This is a genomic window from Luteimonas sp. A611 (genome assembly GCF_054072715.1).
This window is the reverse complement of the sequence record NZ_JBSVRP010000003.1, coordinates 119,925-135,257: the sequence shown is the minus strand read 5'-3', so window position 1 is coordinate 135,257 and position 15,333 is coordinate 119,925. Positions and strand designations below refer to the sequence as shown.

At 68.0% G+C, this 15,333-nt stretch carries 14 protein-coding genes; 3 read left to right on the top strand and 11 right to left on the bottom strand.

Going from position 1 to position 15,333, the window contains the following annotated elements; all coding sequences use genetic code 11:
- The first annotated feature begins 64 nt into the window (after positions 1-64).
- Entirely contained in the window at positions 65-859 is a 795-nt protein-coding gene (locus tag ACW5EG_RS13840) for a sulfite exporter TauE/SafE family protein (protein ID WP_457018974.1), read from the top strand.
- 9 nt (positions 860-868) lie between these two features.
- Here ACW5EG_RS13840 and ACW5EG_RS13835 read toward each other — a convergent pair whose 3' ends face one another.
- From ACW5EG_RS13835 to ACW5EG_RS13825, 3 genes are all read right to left on the bottom strand, one after another.
- On the bottom strand, positions 869-1,732 hold the full coding sequence (locus tag ACW5EG_RS13835; protein ID WP_457021913.1) for a hypothetical protein: 864 nt from the start codon (positions 1,730-1,732) through the stop codon (positions 869-871).
- 140 nt (positions 1,733-1,872) lie between these two features.
- Positions 1,873-2,553: a hypothetical protein gene (locus tag ACW5EG_RS13830; protein WP_457021911.1), complete on the bottom strand. Its 681-nt coding sequence runs from the start codon at positions 2,551-2,553 to the stop codon at positions 1,873-1,875.
- A 39-nt stretch (positions 2,554-2,592) separates the two neighbouring features.
- Positions 2,593-2,898: a hypothetical protein gene (locus ACW5EG_RS13825; protein WP_457018971.1), complete on the bottom strand. Its 306-nt coding sequence runs from the start codon at positions 2,896-2,898 to the stop codon at positions 2,593-2,595.
- 318 nt (positions 2,899-3,216) lie between these two features.
- Here ACW5EG_RS13825 and sctU point away from each other — a divergent pair, with 318 nt between their 5' ends.
- Positions 3,217-4,320 (top strand): type III secretion system export apparatus subunit SctU, encoded by a 1,104-nt coding sequence (gene sctU, locus ACW5EG_RS13820; protein WP_457021909.1) that lies wholly within the window; start codon positions 3,217-3,219, stop codon positions 4,318-4,320.
- A 264-nt stretch (positions 4,321-4,584) separates the two neighbouring features.
- Here the strand turns inward: sctU and ACW5EG_RS13815 are convergent, their stop codons facing one another.
- From ACW5EG_RS13815 to ACW5EG_RS13805, 3 genes are all read right to left on the bottom strand, one after another.
- Positions 4,585-5,124: a response regulator transcription factor gene (locus tag ACW5EG_RS13815; protein ID WP_457018968.1), complete on the bottom strand. Its 540-nt coding sequence runs from the start codon at positions 5,122-5,124 to the stop codon at positions 4,585-4,587.
- The gene (locus ACW5EG_RS13810) at positions 5,114-6,439 is read right to left on the bottom strand and encodes an ATP-binding protein (protein WP_457018966.1); all 1,326 of its coding nucleotides are present in this window, start codon (positions 6,437-6,439) and stop codon (positions 5,114-5,116) included. Before ACW5EG_RS13810 ends, ACW5EG_RS13815 begins: the two co-directional genes overlap by 11 nt.
- A gap of 635 nt (positions 6,440-7,074) precedes the next feature.
- The gene (locus ACW5EG_RS13805) at positions 7,075-8,751 is read right to left on the bottom strand and encodes an MFS transporter (RefSeq protein ID WP_457018965.1); all 1,677 of its coding nucleotides are present in this window, start codon (positions 8,749-8,751) and stop codon (positions 7,075-7,077) included.
- A gap of 470 nt (positions 8,752-9,221) precedes the next feature.
- On the opposite strand from ACW5EG_RS13805, the gene ACW5EG_RS13800 reads away from it, so the two are divergent.
- Positions 9,222-10,478 carry a putative Na+/H+ antiporter gene (locus tag ACW5EG_RS13800; RefSeq protein WP_457021907.1) on the top strand — a complete coding sequence of 419 codons (1,257 nt, stop codon included), beginning with the start codon at positions 9,222-9,224 and terminating at the stop codon, positions 10,476-10,478.
- Between the two features lie 16 nt (positions 10,479-10,494).
- Here ACW5EG_RS13800 and ACW5EG_RS13795 read toward each other — a convergent pair whose 3' ends face one another.
- From ACW5EG_RS13795 to ACW5EG_RS13775, 5 genes are all read right to left on the bottom strand, one after another.
- Complete coding sequence (locus ACW5EG_RS13795; RefSeq protein ID WP_457018963.1) at positions 10,495-11,013, bottom strand: hypothetical protein; 519 nt, start codon at positions 11,011-11,013, stop codon at positions 10,495-10,497.
- 137 nt (positions 11,014-11,150) lie between these two features.
- Positions 11,151-12,926 carry a sodium:solute symporter family protein gene (locus tag ACW5EG_RS13790; RefSeq protein ID WP_457018962.1) on the bottom strand — a complete coding sequence of 592 codons (1,776 nt, stop codon included), beginning with the start codon at positions 12,924-12,926 and terminating at the stop codon, positions 11,151-11,153.
- 10 nt (positions 12,927-12,936) lie between these two features.
- Positions 12,937-13,194: a DUF4212 domain-containing protein gene (locus ACW5EG_RS13785; RefSeq protein WP_132985879.1), complete on the bottom strand. Its 258-nt coding sequence runs from the start codon at positions 13,192-13,194 to the stop codon at positions 12,937-12,939.
- A gap of 28 nt (positions 13,195-13,222) precedes the next feature.
- The gene (locus tag ACW5EG_RS13780; protein ID WP_457018960.1) at positions 13,223-14,590 is read right to left on the bottom strand and encodes a DcaP family trimeric outer membrane transporter; all 1,368 of its coding nucleotides are present in this window, start codon (positions 14,588-14,590) and stop codon (positions 13,223-13,225) included.
- Between the two features lie 117 nt (positions 14,591-14,707).
- Positions 14,708-15,331, bottom strand: a complete 624-nt coding sequence (locus ACW5EG_RS13775; protein WP_457018959.1) for an exonuclease domain-containing protein — start codon at positions 15,329-15,331, stop codon at positions 14,708-14,710.
- Between the last annotated feature and the right edge of the window lie 2 nt (positions 15,332-15,333).

The window sequence follows — 15,333 nt, the reverse complement described above, 5'->3', positions numbered from 1 at the left end:
CCGACTATAGCCAGATGCGCATGAACATCCTTTCAGAGCCCGCGCCGCGCGCCGGGGGCGCCGCATGATCGAAGGCTGGTGGGTGTTTCCGCTGCTGGGCGTGGCCGCGGGCGTGCTGGCCGGGCTGCTGGGCATCGGCGGCGGGCTGGTGCTGATCGGCGCGCTTGTGTGGCTGCTGCCGGCCTACGGCATTCCGCAGGAAGCGGCGATGCACACCGCCCTGGCCAGCTCGCTGGCGAGCATCGTGCTCACCGCGTCCTCGTCGGCGCGCGCGCACCATCGCCGCGGCAGCGTGCTGTGGCCGACGGTGTGGTGGATGGTGCCGGGCCTGCTGCTCGGCGGCTGGCTGGGCAGCTTCGTGGCGGTCGGGCTGCAGGGCGAGGTGCTGCGCTGGTGCGTGGCGCTGTACTGCTTTCTGATGGCGGCGCAGATGGCCTTCGGCGGCCGCCGTGGCGGCACGTCGGATGCGGACGTGGTGCCGACCGGCCTGCCGATGGCCGCGGCCGGCGGCGGCATCGGCGCGGTTTCGGCGGTCGTCGGCATCGGCGGCGGCAGCATGACCGTGCCCCTGCTGGTCTGGCGTGGCGTGGTGCCGGTGCGCGCGGTGGGCACGTCCTCTGCCTGCGGCATCTTCATCGGCCTGGCCAGCGCCACGGGCTACGCGCTGCACGCGCCGGCCGGGGTACTGCCGGCGCACGCGCTGGGCTATGTCTACCTGCCGGCCGCGATCGGCATTGCGCTGGCGTCGGTGCTGGCCGCGCCGCTGGGCACGCGCCTGGCGCACGCGATCAGCGGCGCCGCGCTCAAGCGGGTATTCGCGGTGTTCATGGTGCTGGTGGGGATCAGCGTGCTGCTGTGATCGGGCGCGTCAGTCGGCGCTGGCCACCGCATCCTCGGCGTGGCGCAGGAAATCGCTCACGTACCAGACGCCATCGCGGCGCTCGAGGTTGACGATCGTGTCGATAGGCGTGCCTGCGAGCGCGTACTGCATGCGCACGCGGGCCACGTCGCCGGTCTGCGACTGCAGCTGCACGTCCATCGCGGCGAGATCGGCGTCGAGGTCGAAGCCGTAGGAGGCGAGCACCCGCTTGCCGGTGGCGAGCACCTGCGACATGCGTCGCAGCGACCCGGTCATCCCGGCCTGCGCGAACGCTTCATCGCTGTCGAGCCCGGCCTCGCGCGCGGCCGCGGTCATCGCCGCGATCGCGGCGCGGGCGCGGTCGCGGTCGCCGATCGGCGCATCGCCGGCCCAGGCACCGAACGCCTGCACCAGCTGCGGGTAGTGCTCGCGCTCGGACACGCTGAACTCGCCCTGCTGCAGGATGTACTGCACGGTGAACAGGGTCAGGAATTCGGCTGCCGCCTGCAGGCTGGCGCCGGCCAGCTGGCGCTCGAACCCGCGCTGCAGGGTCTGCGGCGCGTCAGGCGCCGACAGCGCGGCCATGCCGCGCGGGATGTGCTGCGCGAACGGCAGCTGGTCGAGCGGCCAGCGGGTGCGGCCTTCGCTCCATGCTGTCTGCAGGCGTGCGTGCACCGCGGGCGTGACCGCATCGCGCGCGAACGCCTCGAGGTCGCCGGCCTGCAGGTGGGTGGTGAGGCGGCGCACCGCTTCGCCGGGCGTTGCGGCTTCGGCCGGCATGGCCTCGGCGGGCGGCTCGCGCCGACAGCCCGCCAGCACGGCGATCGCCATGGCCAGCAGCACAAGCAGCGCCGTGATCGGGCGGTTCCCCATCGCAGACCTTTCCCCTGGGTGCGCCGCATCTTGGCCGCTGCGGAGGGTGGGGGCAACCGCGCGGCTGCGGGAATGGGGTGGCGTAGGCGGTTTCGGCCTGGCGTTGGAATGACAGGCTTGGTCGGGGGCGGCCCGTCGGACTACAGGTCGCGCACCACCCAGCCGGCCGGCATGTCGACATGGCCGGCGTCGATCGCCGCCTGCGCGACTGCGTCCGGCGGCAGCCCCGACTGCCAGGCGCCGGCGATGGCGGCCAGCCGGTCGCGGGTGGCGCGGGTGTAGGCGCCCTCCAGTTCGTTCTGCGCGTCGGCGGCCAGCTTCTGCGGATACAGCGTCGCGGCCTCGCCGCTGTGGTTGAGCAGGTCGACCAGCAGCGCAAGGTGGCGACGGAAGGTGTCGGCACCCAGCGAGGTGCGCTGGGTGCGCTGCAGGTGCCAGACCACCAGGTACTCGACCGGCCCCAGCATCCGCCGCGGCGAGCTGCCGAAGAATCCGCCCGACAGAGCGCCGGCGCTCATCCCGGTCACGTTGTCCGGCAGCCGTGTCGCGCCCCAGGAACTGAGCGCGCCGCCGGGCAGGTCCGAGCGTCGAAGGGCGGTGGCGACAGTGTCGGCGAGCAGGCGCTTGGCCTCGACATCGTCGCTCTCGGCGACCACGGCGAGCAGGCGCAGGAACATCGGATAGTGGTCCTCGCCCAGGCGCCGCGACATCCGCTTGAGCACCGCCAGCCGGTATTCGGCGTCATCGTGCGCGGCCAGCGCCGAGACCAGGCGCGCGGCGGCCGCGCGCAGTTGCGCAGGAGAGGGCGTATCGAGGTTCACCGCGCCATTATCGGCCAGCGCGAACAGCTGGGGAGGCGGTCAGAGCGCGGACAGGATGTCGTCCACGCCGGCATTGGCCGCTTCGGCCCGGTCCATTGTCCCCAGTCGCGCTGAAAACGCAGCGTCGCGCGGCAGGGTATGCGGCGCGTCGGCGCCGTCCCAGGCCGAGAGCTGCAGCACCGACTCGCCCGGGTCCAGCAGCGCAGTCGGCGTGGCCTCGGCGACCGCCAGCTCCGCATCGGCACGCAGCAGGCCCTGCTGGCGGGCCTCGTCGAGCGAGACCTGCCCGGCCGAACCGAAGCCGGTCGGGCCGAAGCCGGGAGGCGTGGAGCCGATGCTGCTCATGGTGGTCTGGTGGCGATCCGCAGGGGCCGCAGTGGCGGCGACAGGCACACTGTAGCGAAGCTGTCATCTGCGAACACCTCGGGCCGACCCTAGGCGCGGCTGCCCGTGCAGGGGCCTCGGCCGCGGATGACGCGGATCACGCGGATGGATGCGGATCAATGCAGGAAAGCGGATACGCCGCGCCCAGGCCACGCTGCAATCCGCGTGATCCGCGTCATCCGTGGCAAAACGCCCCCGCCAGCCTGCAACCGCTCGCTCCGCCTTGCGGCACCCCATGCTAGCCTCGGGCCGCGTCTACGACAGCCACGGGACCATCGCATGGCCGAGCAGGACCAGGGCGCCGACAAGACCGAAAAGCCGACCCCGAAAAAGATCCGCGACGCGCGCAAGGACGGCAATGTCGCGCGCAGCAAGGAGCTGACCGGCACGGTGCTGCTGCTGGGCTGGATCGCGCTGGGCGGCATGCTGGCTTCGCACATCTATGGTCGCATTGCCGGGCTGTTCAACCAGAGCCTGCAGGCGGTGAGCGAGCCGTTCCACGAGGTACTGCCGCAGCTGGGCCAGCTCGCGGTCGAGACCTTGCTGTGGATCTGCCTGCCGCTGATGGGGATGGCGCTGACGCTGGGGGTGGTGATCGAATTCCTGCAGGTCGGGCCGGTGATCTCGATCAAGAAGATCACCCCGAACATGGACAAGATGAATCCGGTCGAGGGCATCAAGCGGATGTTCTCGATGGACAACCTGGTCGAGCTGGTGAAGTCGGTGCTCAAGTGCGTGGCGCTGATCGGCATCGGCTACATCGTGCTGCGCGGGATGATGGAGTGGCTGCTCAAGCTGCCCTACGCGCCGCCTTCGGCGATGGCCGCGGCGTTCTGGCACGGCGTGAAGTGGATCGCGGTGTGGACGATCGCGGTGTTCTTCTTCGTCTCCGCGCTGGACGTGTGGTACCAGAAGTTCTCGTATACCAAGAAGCTGCGCATGAGCCGGCGCGACATCCGCCAGGAGCTCAAGGAAAACGAGGGCGACCCCTACGTCAAGCAGCGCCGCCGGCAGTTGCACCAGGAGTGGTCGCAGCAGAACATGCTGACCTCGGTGCGCAAGTCCAACGTCGTCGTGACCAATCCCACCCACATCGCCATCGCCCTGCAGTACGAGCCCGGCGAGACCGAGCTGCCGGTGGTCGTGGCCAAGGGCGAGGGGGCGTTCGCCGAGCTGATCAAGAAGACCGCGGAAGAGGAAGGCATTCCGATCCTGCAGAACGTGCCGCTGGCGCGCGGCCTCAACGAGCAGGTCGCGCTGGACGACTACATCTCCGGCGAGTTCTTCGATGCCGTGGCCGAGGTGCTGCACTGGGCCGAGAACATGCGCCGCCAGCGCGGCGACGACATCGAGACGGTGTACCGGGAGCCGGACGCGGAATGAGCCCGGGGTTGTTGGGAAGGCCGGCCAGCTGAAGCTGCCTGCTGGGAGAGGCGGCGGCCGTCAACAACAAAACCTGTCATTTCGACCGAAGGGAGAAATCTGCTACCCGACGCCGGAAGCAGATTTCTCCCTCCGGTCGAAATGACAAGAACCTGCCGTCGAAATGACAAGAACATGCGGTCGAAATGACAAGAACATGCGGTCGATGACATGGCGGAGTTGCCTTTACTCCTCCGCTGATGCAGCCACACCGTCAACCGCGGGCTACTTCACCCGCCGCTTCTCCAGCTTCCGCGCCAGCGTGCGCCGGTGCATGCCGAGCTGGCGGGCGGCTTCGGAGATGTTGAAGTCGGCCGCGGCCAGCGCCTCGTGGATGTGCTCCCACTCCAAGGTCTTGATCGAGGTCTGGCGGCGGGTCAGTTCGACCTCGGCATCGCCGCCCTCGCGGTTGAACGCGGCCTCGATGTCGTCGGTGTTGGACGGCTTGGCCAGGTAGTGGTGCGCGCCCAGTTTGATCGCCTCCACCGCGGTGGCGATGCTGGCGTAACCGGTCAGCACCACGATCAGCATGTCCGGATCGTGTGCGTGCAGCGCCTTGACGCAGGTCAGCCCCGAACTGCCGCCGGCAAGCTTGAGATCGACCACGGCATGGGTGGGCGCAAAGCCCTCCAGCACCGCGGGCAGGCCGTCGACGCTGGTCGCACCGCGCACCTCGTAGCCGCGGCGCTCGAACGAGCGCATCAGCGTACGCGCGAACGCGGCATCGTCCTCGACGATCAGCAGGCGGCGGGTTTCATTGTTCATCGTCTTCCTGTTCCAGCGACAGTGCGGCCAGCGGCAGGGTGATCGTCACCGTGGCACCGCCGGCCGGCCAGTTGCGTGCGTCAATGGTACCGCCCAGGGTGCGTGCCACGTTCAATGCAAGAAACAGGCCCAGGCCGCGGCCGGGCGCGTCCTTGCTCGAGTTGTAGGGTTTGCCGAGGCGCTCGAGGATGTCCGGCGCGAAGCCCGGGCCGTCATCGTCGACCCGCAGCACCAGCATTCCCGCGTCGACATTGGCCTCCATCGCCACGCGCGAGTGCGAGGCCTCGAGCGCATTGTCGAGCACGTTCCACAGCATCTGCTGCAGCCCGGTATCGGAGACGATGGCGTACTCGCCCTCCACCTCGTCGCGATAATCGAAGCCGCGCACGCTGCGGCTGCGCTCCCACTCCTCCACCAGGCCGTCGAGGAAGGCGCGCAGTGTGGTACCGCGCGGCGCCTCGGCGCGGGTCTCGCCAGCCGTGGCGAGGATGCCCGAGACGATGGACTTGCAGCGAAGCACCTGCGCCTGCATTTCGGCCACGTCCTCCAGCAGCTCCGGGTCGGACCGGAACTGCGGCAGGTGCCGCCAGTCGCCCAGGATCACGGCCATCGTGGCCAGCGGCGTGCCCAGCTCATGCGCCGCGCCCGACGCCAGCAGGCCCATGCGCACGATGTGTTCCTCCTCGACCGCGCGCTGGCGCAGCGCCGCGACCCGCGCATCGCGCGCCCGCACGATGCGCTCGATGCGAATCACGAACGCCACCAGCAGGGTCGCGATCAGCGCGAAGCACAGCAGCAGGCCCTGCACGTAATGATCGGACAGTCCGCCGCCCGGGTTCGCCGGCAGGTGCACGGGCCCGGGAAACAGCGCCAGGCCGACAATGCACAGGCTGGCCAGGGCCGCCACCACCCAGCTTGACCACGCCCTGAGCAACACAGCGGCCACGCCCACCTGCAGCAGGTAGAGGAAGGCGAAGGGGTTGGTGATGCCGCCGCTGAGGTACAGCTGCACGGTCAACGCGGCGACATCGACCAGCAGCCCGAGCAACAGCGCGGCATTGGTCACGCGCTCGCGGCCGCGCCAGCGCAGCATCGCGGCCAGGTTGAACGCCGCCAGCGCGGCCAGCACCGCGAACATCGGCAGCAGCGGCAGTTCGATGCGCAGGCCCGCGTGCACCAGCGAGATGGTCAGCAGTTGCCCGGCCACCGCGATCCAGCGCAGCTGCACCAGCTGGCGCATGCTGTTGACGCCGGCGCTGTCGGGACCGTCCTGCGCATGACGGGCGGCGGCGATGGAAGACAGGGGCTGCGGCATGGCGGCAAACCCTAGCACGGTGCCGGGATGGTCACCGGGCGTATCCTTCGGCCAGCCCGCTTCCGCTGCGACCATCAAGAAAAGTTCTTCTCCCATTCGAGGGGAAGCCGCATGCAACAGGGAAGAAGCCTTACGTCCGGGCTTCGGACCGACGCCACGCCCTGTCGGCCGGGGATCGCTTTCCGCTCGGTCAGGGCCGCTGCGCGGTCCGGCCCGGCACAGGGTGCCGGGCGCTCGCGTGGATGGCGCGGCATGCCGCGCAAGCCATCCACGCTCTCCCTGCCCTGACTCGCGCGCAAAACATCCATGTTTTGCTTTTCGCGATCCCCGACCGCCAGGACGCGGCTCTCCGCTGCTCTTCCTGAGATGTCTCGATCGCCAGCGGTTCCGAAGCCACGACAGCGACGGGCGATGGTCGTTCCGGGCCGGGGGTTGCGAAGAGCAGCGCATGGATGCGCTGCGGCGGCGAGTCAGCCATGGATGGCTGACCGAGCCGAAGAGCAACCCCCGGGCCGGGACGACTCCCGGCCGCAGGCTTGATCCCGCCCACCCGGCCGACTCCCATGGAACAAGAGAAGAGCCAAAAAAAACGCCGGCCCTGGGGCCGGCGGCGTGTCTCGCATCGTGCAGCGATGCTACTTGCTGATGTCGACGTCCTTGGTTTCCTTCAGGAAGAAGGTGCCGATGATGAAGGTCATCACCGCGATCACGATCGGATACCACAGGCCGGCGTAGATGTTGCCGGTCAGCAGCACCAGGGCGAAGGCCGTGGTGGGCAGGAAGCCGCCGAACCAGCCGTTGCCGATGTGGTAGGGCAAGGACATCGAGGTGTAGCGGATGCGCGTCGGGAACAGTTCGACCAGCCACGCCGCGATCGGCCCGTACACCATGGTCACGTACAGCACCAGGATGGTCAGGATCAACAGCATCATCGGCTTGTTCATCTGGCTGTTGTCGGCAGCCATCGGATAACCGGCGGCATCGATCGCCGCGGTCAGGTCGGCCTGCAGCTTGGCCTGGGCGGCCGCGGCCTCGTCACCGCTGAGCGCGCGCAGGTTGACGCTCTCGATCACCGTGTCGCCGATGCGCACGGTCGCGAGGCTGCCGGCCGGTGCCCTTTCGTTGGTGTAGGTCACGCTGCGCGAGTTGAGCAGGTTCTTTACGATGTCGCAGGAGCTGCTGAACTTGACGTGGCTCTTCAGCTCACCGGGGACGAACTGGAACGAGCAGTCCCTGGGATCGGCGATCACGACCGCCGGACTCTCCTGCGCAGCGGCGTACAGCGCCGGGTTGCCGAAGTACATCAGGCCCTTGAACAGCGGGAAGTAGGTCAGCGCGGCCAGCAGGCAGCCGGCCATGATGATCGGCTTGCGGCCGATCTTGTCCGACAGCCAGCCGAAGAACACGAAGCCGCCGGTGGCGATCGCCAGCGCCGCCGCGATGAACAGGTTGGCGGTGATCGGATCGACCTTCAGCGTCTGGGTCATGAAGAACAGCGCGTAGAACTGGCCTGCGTACCACACCACAGCCTGGCCGGCGGTCGCGCCGAACAGGGCCAGCAGCACGATCTTGCCGTTGCTCCAGGTGCCGAAGCTCTCGGTCAGTGGCGCCTTGGAGCGCGTGCCCTCTTCCTTCATCTTCTGGAACATCGGCGACTCGTTGAGCTGCATGCGGATCCAGATCGAGATGATCAGCAGCACGAACGAAATCAGGAACGGAATGCGCCAGCCCCACTCGGCGAAGGCTTCGTTGCCCAGCGCGAGGCGGCAGCCCAGGATCACCAGCAGCGACAGGAACAGCCCGACGGTGGCGGTGGTCTGGATGAAGCTGGTGTACAGGCCACGCTTGCCCATCGGCGCGTGCTCGGCGACGTAGGTCGCCGCGCCACCGTACTCGCCACCCAGCGCCAGGCCCTGCAGGCATCGCAGGATCACCAGCAGGATCGGGGCCGCGATGCCGATCGTGTTGTAGGTGGGCAACACGCCGACCAGGAAGGTCGACACGCCCATGATCACGATCGTGATGAGGAAGGTGTACTTGCGTCCGATCAGGTCGCCCAGCCGGCCGAACACGATCGCGCCGAAGGGCCGCACCGCGAAGCCCGCGGCGAAGGTGAGCAGCGCCATGATGAATGCCGGCCCCGGTGCCAGGGACGAGAAGAAGTGCACCGCGATGACCGCCGCAAGTGAGCCGTACAGGTAGAAGTCGTACCACTCGAACACGGTGCCCAGGCTCGAGGCGATGATGACCTTGCGGTGTTCCTTGCTCATGCGGCCGGTCTGGACCGCTGGAGTGGTTGCTGCAGTTGACATCGGTGCTTTCCCTTAGAAGCTGTACTTGACGGTCGTATGGATGCGCCTGGGATCGCCCTCGCGGTCGTCCTCAAGCGCGCGTTCGCAACAGCTGAGCTCCGCCCCGATATCGAGCTTCGGGAGCGGTGAATAGATCAAGTTGGCGTGGAAAGACCGGACGCGTTCGACGGCCGCGTAGCTAGCCCGGCCCCAGCCTGCAAGGCTCTTGACTTGGGCTGGCGCAGCAGGCCGGCGAGGCTGGGATCTCGACTTCCTTCGCCGTCTGACCAAGCGCCACCCCGGGCGCCAGCGGCTGCAGTGTCCTGTGTCTTGTCATCTGTACTCCCCCCAAAGGAACACGTGTGCACACCGGCCCGGCGAGGCTGCGCGTCTCTGCCGGCGCTGCATATTCGTCTTTGGTAGGGGCGGCCACTCGTGGTGCCCCGGGCTGCTAACATCGATCGCCTGCGGGGATGCAGGGGAGTTCGTCCATGAATCCGGCAACGATCGAAATCGTCGCCTCCGTACTGTTCGCCCTCGCGATCGTGCACACCTTCAGCACCAAGTACTTCCTGCGTCTGGCGAACCGGCAACCGGCGCACGCCGGTAGCTGGCACCTGCTGGGCGAAGTGGAAGTGGTGTTCGGCTTCTGGGCGATGCTGCTGGTGATGGCAATCGCACTCGTCGACGGCGTGGGCGATGCCACCGCCTACGTGGACTCGCGCAACTACACCGAGCCCATGTTCGTGTTCGCGATCATGGTGATCGCCGGTACCCGGCCGATCCTGTGGGCGGCGACGCATCTCGTGGACGGGCTCGCCAGGCTCCTTCCCTGGCGCAATGGCCTGGAATTCTGCTTCAGCGTGCTGGCACTGGTGCCGCTGCTGGGCTCGTTCATCACCGAGCCCGCCGCGATGACGCTGGCGGCGATGATGCTGGCCCGCCGCGTCTATGCGGTGAGCGTGTCCAACAAGGTCAAGTACGCGCTGCTTGGCACCTTGTTCGTCAATGTTTCGATCGGTGGCGTGCTGACGCCGTTCGCGGCGCCGCCTGTGTTGATGGTGGCGGCCAAGTGGAACTGGGACTTCGTCTTCATGATGTCGAACTTCGGCTGGAAGGCGATGATCGCGGTAGTGGTCAATGCTGCCCTGGTGGTGTTCGTGTTCCGCAAGGAGCTGGGAAAACTGCCCTCGTCGGAGCAGGGCACCACGGCGCCGATGTCGATCCCGCTGGTGATCGTGCACCTGCTGTTCCTGCTCGGGCTGGTGGTGTTCGCGCACCATCCGGCGGTGTTCATGGGCATCTTCCTGCTGTTCCTCGGCGTCGCCACCGCCTACCGCCAGTACCAGGACCGCCTGATCCTGCGCGAGGGCCTGCTGGTCGCCTTCTTTCTTGCCGGCCTGGTGGTGCTGGGCGGCAAGCAGCAGTGGTGGCTCGAGCCGCTGCTGATGAGCATGAGCAGCGATGCGGTGTTCTTCGGCGCAGCCGCGCTGACCGCAATTACCGACAACGCTGCGCTGACCTATCTGGGATCCCTGGTCGAGGGCCTGAGCGACGAGTTCAAGTACATGCTGGTGGCCGGTGCGGTGGCCGGCGGCGGCCTGACGGTGATCGCCAACGCGCCCAACCCCGCCGGCATGTCCATCGTGCGGCGCCACTTCAACGACGAGTCGGTGCATCCGCTGGGCCTGCTGCTCGCGGCCCTGCCCCCCACCCTGGTGGCGATCGTGGCGCTGCGCTGGCTGTAGCGGCGGTTGCCAGTGGTCAGCGTTGGCAGGCTGTGCGCAGCACCGCATCGTCCGGGGACAGCTGCACCCAGTTCGCGTTCTTCAGCTGCCCGCTGTCCTGCAGCTCGACCTGGTCGAGTAGGTCGGCGCGGCGGTGCGCATTGCAGTCGTAGACCACGCCGAACTGACGCGTGGGCTCCCAGCGGCCGGCGAGGATGACACGCGTCAGCACCTGGCCCGGAATGTCGGAATGGCGTCGGTCGAAGCGGCGGTCGACGGCGATCAGGCGGTTGGTCAGCGGCACCACGTAGGTCCATGGGCGGTACCAGGAGCGCACCTGGTTGGTGGAGGCGATTTCCACGCCGTCCGGGAAGGTCCCGGCGGTGCGCTCGAACCACGAGTACTCCAGCCAGATCGCCATCAGCAGCATCCCGGCGCCAGCCGCGGCCGGCACGACCCATTGCGGAAGGCGCCTGCGCAGCGCGATGTTGACCGAGAGCGCGATGCCGGCCAGGCCGAAACCGGCGGCGATGATGGCGATGAACTCCAGCAGCATGGATGCTCCCGATGCGGTGGTGACAGGTGGAAGCGGATTGTAGTCGGACCCCGGAACGCCCGGTTTCGTGGCCCGGAAAGCAGTGCGGCCCGCCCCCGTCGCCGGGAGCGGGCCGCCGTGTCACGACAGCAGGTGGATCAGTGGTGCGCGGTGGCCGCGCCCGCGCCGCGCGGGACGCGGATGTCCTCGACCAGGTGCTGGATGTGCTCCGGCACCGGCTTGGTCATCTTCATCGTGATGTAGGCGGCGATGAAGTTGAGCAGCGCGCCGATCGCGCCGAAGCCGAGCGGCGAGATGCCGAACAGCCAGTTCTCCGGAGTATCGGCCAGCATGTTCGTGCCCGGGATGAAGAACCAGCCCTTGTAGGTGAACAGGTACACGCTGGTGGAGATCAGGCCCACCAGCATGCCCACCACCGCGCCGGCCGAGTTCATCTTCGTGGAGAAGATGCCCATCATGATCGCCGGGAACAGCGAGCTTGCCGCCAGCCCGAAGGCGAAGGCCACGGTCTGGGCCGCGAATCCTGGTGGATTCATGCCCAGCCATGTGGCCACCACGATTGCCGCCGCCATCGACACGCGTGCTGCCAGCAGTTCCCCCTTTTCGCTGATGTCGGGCTTGAACGTGCGCTTGATCAGGTCATGGCTCACCGCCGAGGAGATCGCCAGCAGCAGGCCTGCCGCCGTCGACAACGCCGCCGCCAGGCCACCGGCCGCGATCAGGGCGATCACCCAGCCGGGCAGGCCCGCGATTTCCGGGTTCGCCAGCACCAGGATGTCCTGGTTGAAGGTGACCATCTCGTTGCCCTGCCAGCCGCGCTCGGCCGCGACCGCGGCGAACTCGGTGCTGGCCTCGTTGTAGGACTGGATCATGCCGTCGCCGTTCTTGTCCTCGAACGCCAGCAGGCCGGTCTGCTCCCAGTTGTGCATCCAGTCCGGGCGCGCCTCATAGGTGAGCGACGGGGCCTGGGTGCCCTGGGGGTAGATCGTGGTCAGGATGTTCAGGCGTGCCATTGCGCCCACCGCCGGGGCCACGGTGTAGAGCAGGGCGATGAACACCAGCGCCCAGCCCGCCGACTTGCGGGCGTCGGACACCTTGGGCACGGTGAAGAAGCGGACGATCACGTGCGGCAGGCCCGCGGTGCCGACCATCAGCGACAGCGTGAACAGCGTCATGTTGAGCGTGGAATCATGCAGGCCGGTGTAGTCGTTGAAGCCCAGGTCCACGAGGATCTGGTCAAGCCTGGCCAGCAGCGGCATGCCACTGTCGACATGGGTGGAGAACAGGCCCAGCTGCGGGATCGGGTTGTCGGTCAGCTGCAGCGAGATGAACACCGCCGGGATGGTGTAGGCGATGATGAGCACGATGTACTGCGCCACCTGGGTGTAGGTGATGCCCTTCATGCCGCCCAGCACCGCATACACGAACACCACCGCCGAGGCGATCAGCAGGCCGGTGTTGGTGTCGACCTCCAGGAAGCGCGAGAACGCCACGCCGGCGCCGGTCATCTGCCCGATCACGTAGGTGATCGAGATCATCAGCAGCGCCGCCACCGCCACCAGGCGCGCGGTCCGGCTGTAGTACCGGTCGCCGATGAATTCGGGCACGGTGAAGCGGCCGAACTTGCGCAGGTAGGGCGCCAGCAGCATCGCCAGCAGCACGTAGCCGCCGGTCCAGCCCATCAGGTAGGCGGAGTTGCCGTAACCGACGAAGGCGATCAGGCCTGCCATCGAGATGAACGAGGCCGCCGACATCCAGTCCGCGGCGATCGCCATGCCGTTCATCACCGGATGGACACTGCGGCCCGCGGCGTAGAACTCGGAGGTGGAAGCGGCGCGCGCCCAGATCGCGATCGCGATGTAGAGCAGGAACGAGCCGCCGACGAAGATGAGGTTGAGAGTGAATTGATCCATGGTCGGCCCCTTATTGCTCGTCCACGTCGTACTCGCGATCGAGCCGGTTCATGTACCAGGTGTAGAAAACGATGAGCGCGATGAAGGTCAGGATCGAACCCTGCTGCGCGAACCAGAAGCCCAGGTCGGTGCCGCCGATGCGGATGCCCGCGAGCAGCGGGCGCAGGATGATGCCGAACCCGTACGACACCAGCGCCCAGATCCCCATGCAGATGAAGATGATCCGGAGATTGGCCTTCCAGTAGTTTTGTGGTGATTTCTCGGACATGGCTGTCTTTGCTCCTCAGGCAGGTCGATCAGAAGGTGTACTTGACGGTGGTCTGGACGCGCGAGAGGTCGCCCTTGCGGTCGTCCTCGAGCTCACGCTGGCCCCAGCCGATCTCCGCGCCGATGTCGAGCTTGGGGAACGGTGAATAGATCAGGTTGGCGTGGAAGGACTGGGCGCGCTCGGTGGCGGCGAAGCTGGCCGGCCCCCAGCCCACCAGGCTGCGATCGTTGTCGAACTCGGCCACTGAATACATCAGGTTGCTGCGCAGCTTGCCGTTGAAGGCATGGCGCCATGCAACGAAGCCGCCGGCACCATCCTGCGCGTGCAGGTTGCCGTTGGCGTCGACCACCGAGTCGGCCCCCAGGCCGAAGCCAAGGTAGCGCCCGATGCCGCTGCCGTAGTTGGCCATCCAGCGGATGTCGTCGCTGGCGCCGATGTTGAAGCGGCCCGACAGGCTGACCGCCGCGCCGGTGTCGCTCTCGTCCCCTGACTTGAGCTGGCGCAGCAGGCCGGCGGCGCTGAAGTGGCCCCAGTCGCCTTTCATCACGTAACGCGCGGTCACGTCGGGCAGGCTGTCGCTGCCACCGGCGTTGTTGCGCGCGGCATTGGTGATGCTGCTGACCGTGGTGTGCGGGTTCTCCAGTGCCACCGAGAACGGGCCACTGGTGTAGCGGACCTGCGCCTGGCGCACGAAGGTGGTGCCTTCGGTGACGCCGACGAAGTCCACGGCCTCGGGCAGCGCCGCCACGTCCTGGAAGTTGGACCAGGTCTGGCCGGCCAGCCAGCTGTTCCAGGTCACGAAGGCCTGGCGCAGGGTAACGCCGTGGGTGTTGGTGTTCACCTCGTTGCCGAGGTTGGCGCTGCCGCCGCCGTACATGTCGGCCTCGATGTAGCCACGGAACTTGTCGCCGCCTTCGGTGGTGTGGTCGGCCGCGAACCAGAACCGCGAGAACGCGGCGTGCATGTCGGTGTAGGGATCGGTTTCGGGCTCGGCGCCGTTGGCGGTCACCGGGATCGTGCTGGGCACGTAGAACATGCGTCCCGCGGAGCCCTCGGCGATCGCGCCGTCGCTGGTGTCGGTGACCATGGCGTCGAACTTGATGAAGCCGCCGTAGGTGAACACCGCATCCGGGTTGGCCAGGATCGGTTTGGACTGGACCGGCTTGACCGCCGGCTGCGCGACCTGGACCTGGTCGAGCTGTGCCTGGGTCCGGGTGATGCTGTCCTGCTGCTGTTGCTGGCCCTGCAGCAGGGTCTGGATCTGTGCCTCGAGCTGGGCCACGCGGGCCTCGAGCTCCACTTCCTTCGCGCTCTGGGCGAAGGCCATGCCGGGGGCTGCAAGCGCCACCAGGACCGCGGTTGCCAGCAACCGCCGTGAATAGCGTCGTTTCGTCATCATCGCTCCCTCCCACAGGACGTCCGCGCAGCGCGCGGTGTCCCGGAGCCTGACCGCGGGGGGCGCGCCCGCCTATTCGCCTTTGGTCGAATAGGCCGGCAACCGGCACGCGCCGTGCTAGCGATCGCGCTCGCCCGAGGCGGGGCTGCGCGCGGCCTGCAATGCCAGCCAGCACAGGCCGACGGTGGCCGCGTCGCCGAGTGCGCTGTGACGGCCGAGCACCGGCACCCCGAGGCTGTCGGCGATGTGCTGGAAGTCGAGGTTGGGCGGCGCGTTGGGCTGGGCGCGGCGGGCGCGCGCGGCGAAGGCATCGGCCAGGTCCACGCGCGGATTGGGCAGCGCGAAGCCGGTGAGCGCGCGCACGTGCGGCGACAGCATCGCCAGGTCGAAGCCGAGGTGATAGCCGAGCAGGGTGCGCCCCTCCAGCCAGTGCAGGAAATCGCGCACCGCGCCGGTGACCGCGACGCCTTCGGCCGCTTCGTCGGGGGTGATGCGGTGATGGCGGATCGACTCGATGCCGAAGGCGCGGTCGGCGCGGATCCGGCGCTCGAAGCGCTGGGAGGTGAGCACCCGCCCGTCGCGTACGGGGACCGCGGCAAGGCTGAGGATGTGGTCCTGCTTCGGGTCCAGGCCCGTGGTTTCCATGTCCAGGCTGACCCATTCGCCGGGCGGCGCGGGCCGCAGCAGGCCTGCCCATTCGCCGCCACCGGCCGTTCGCCGCAGCCACCAGCGCCGGAACATGG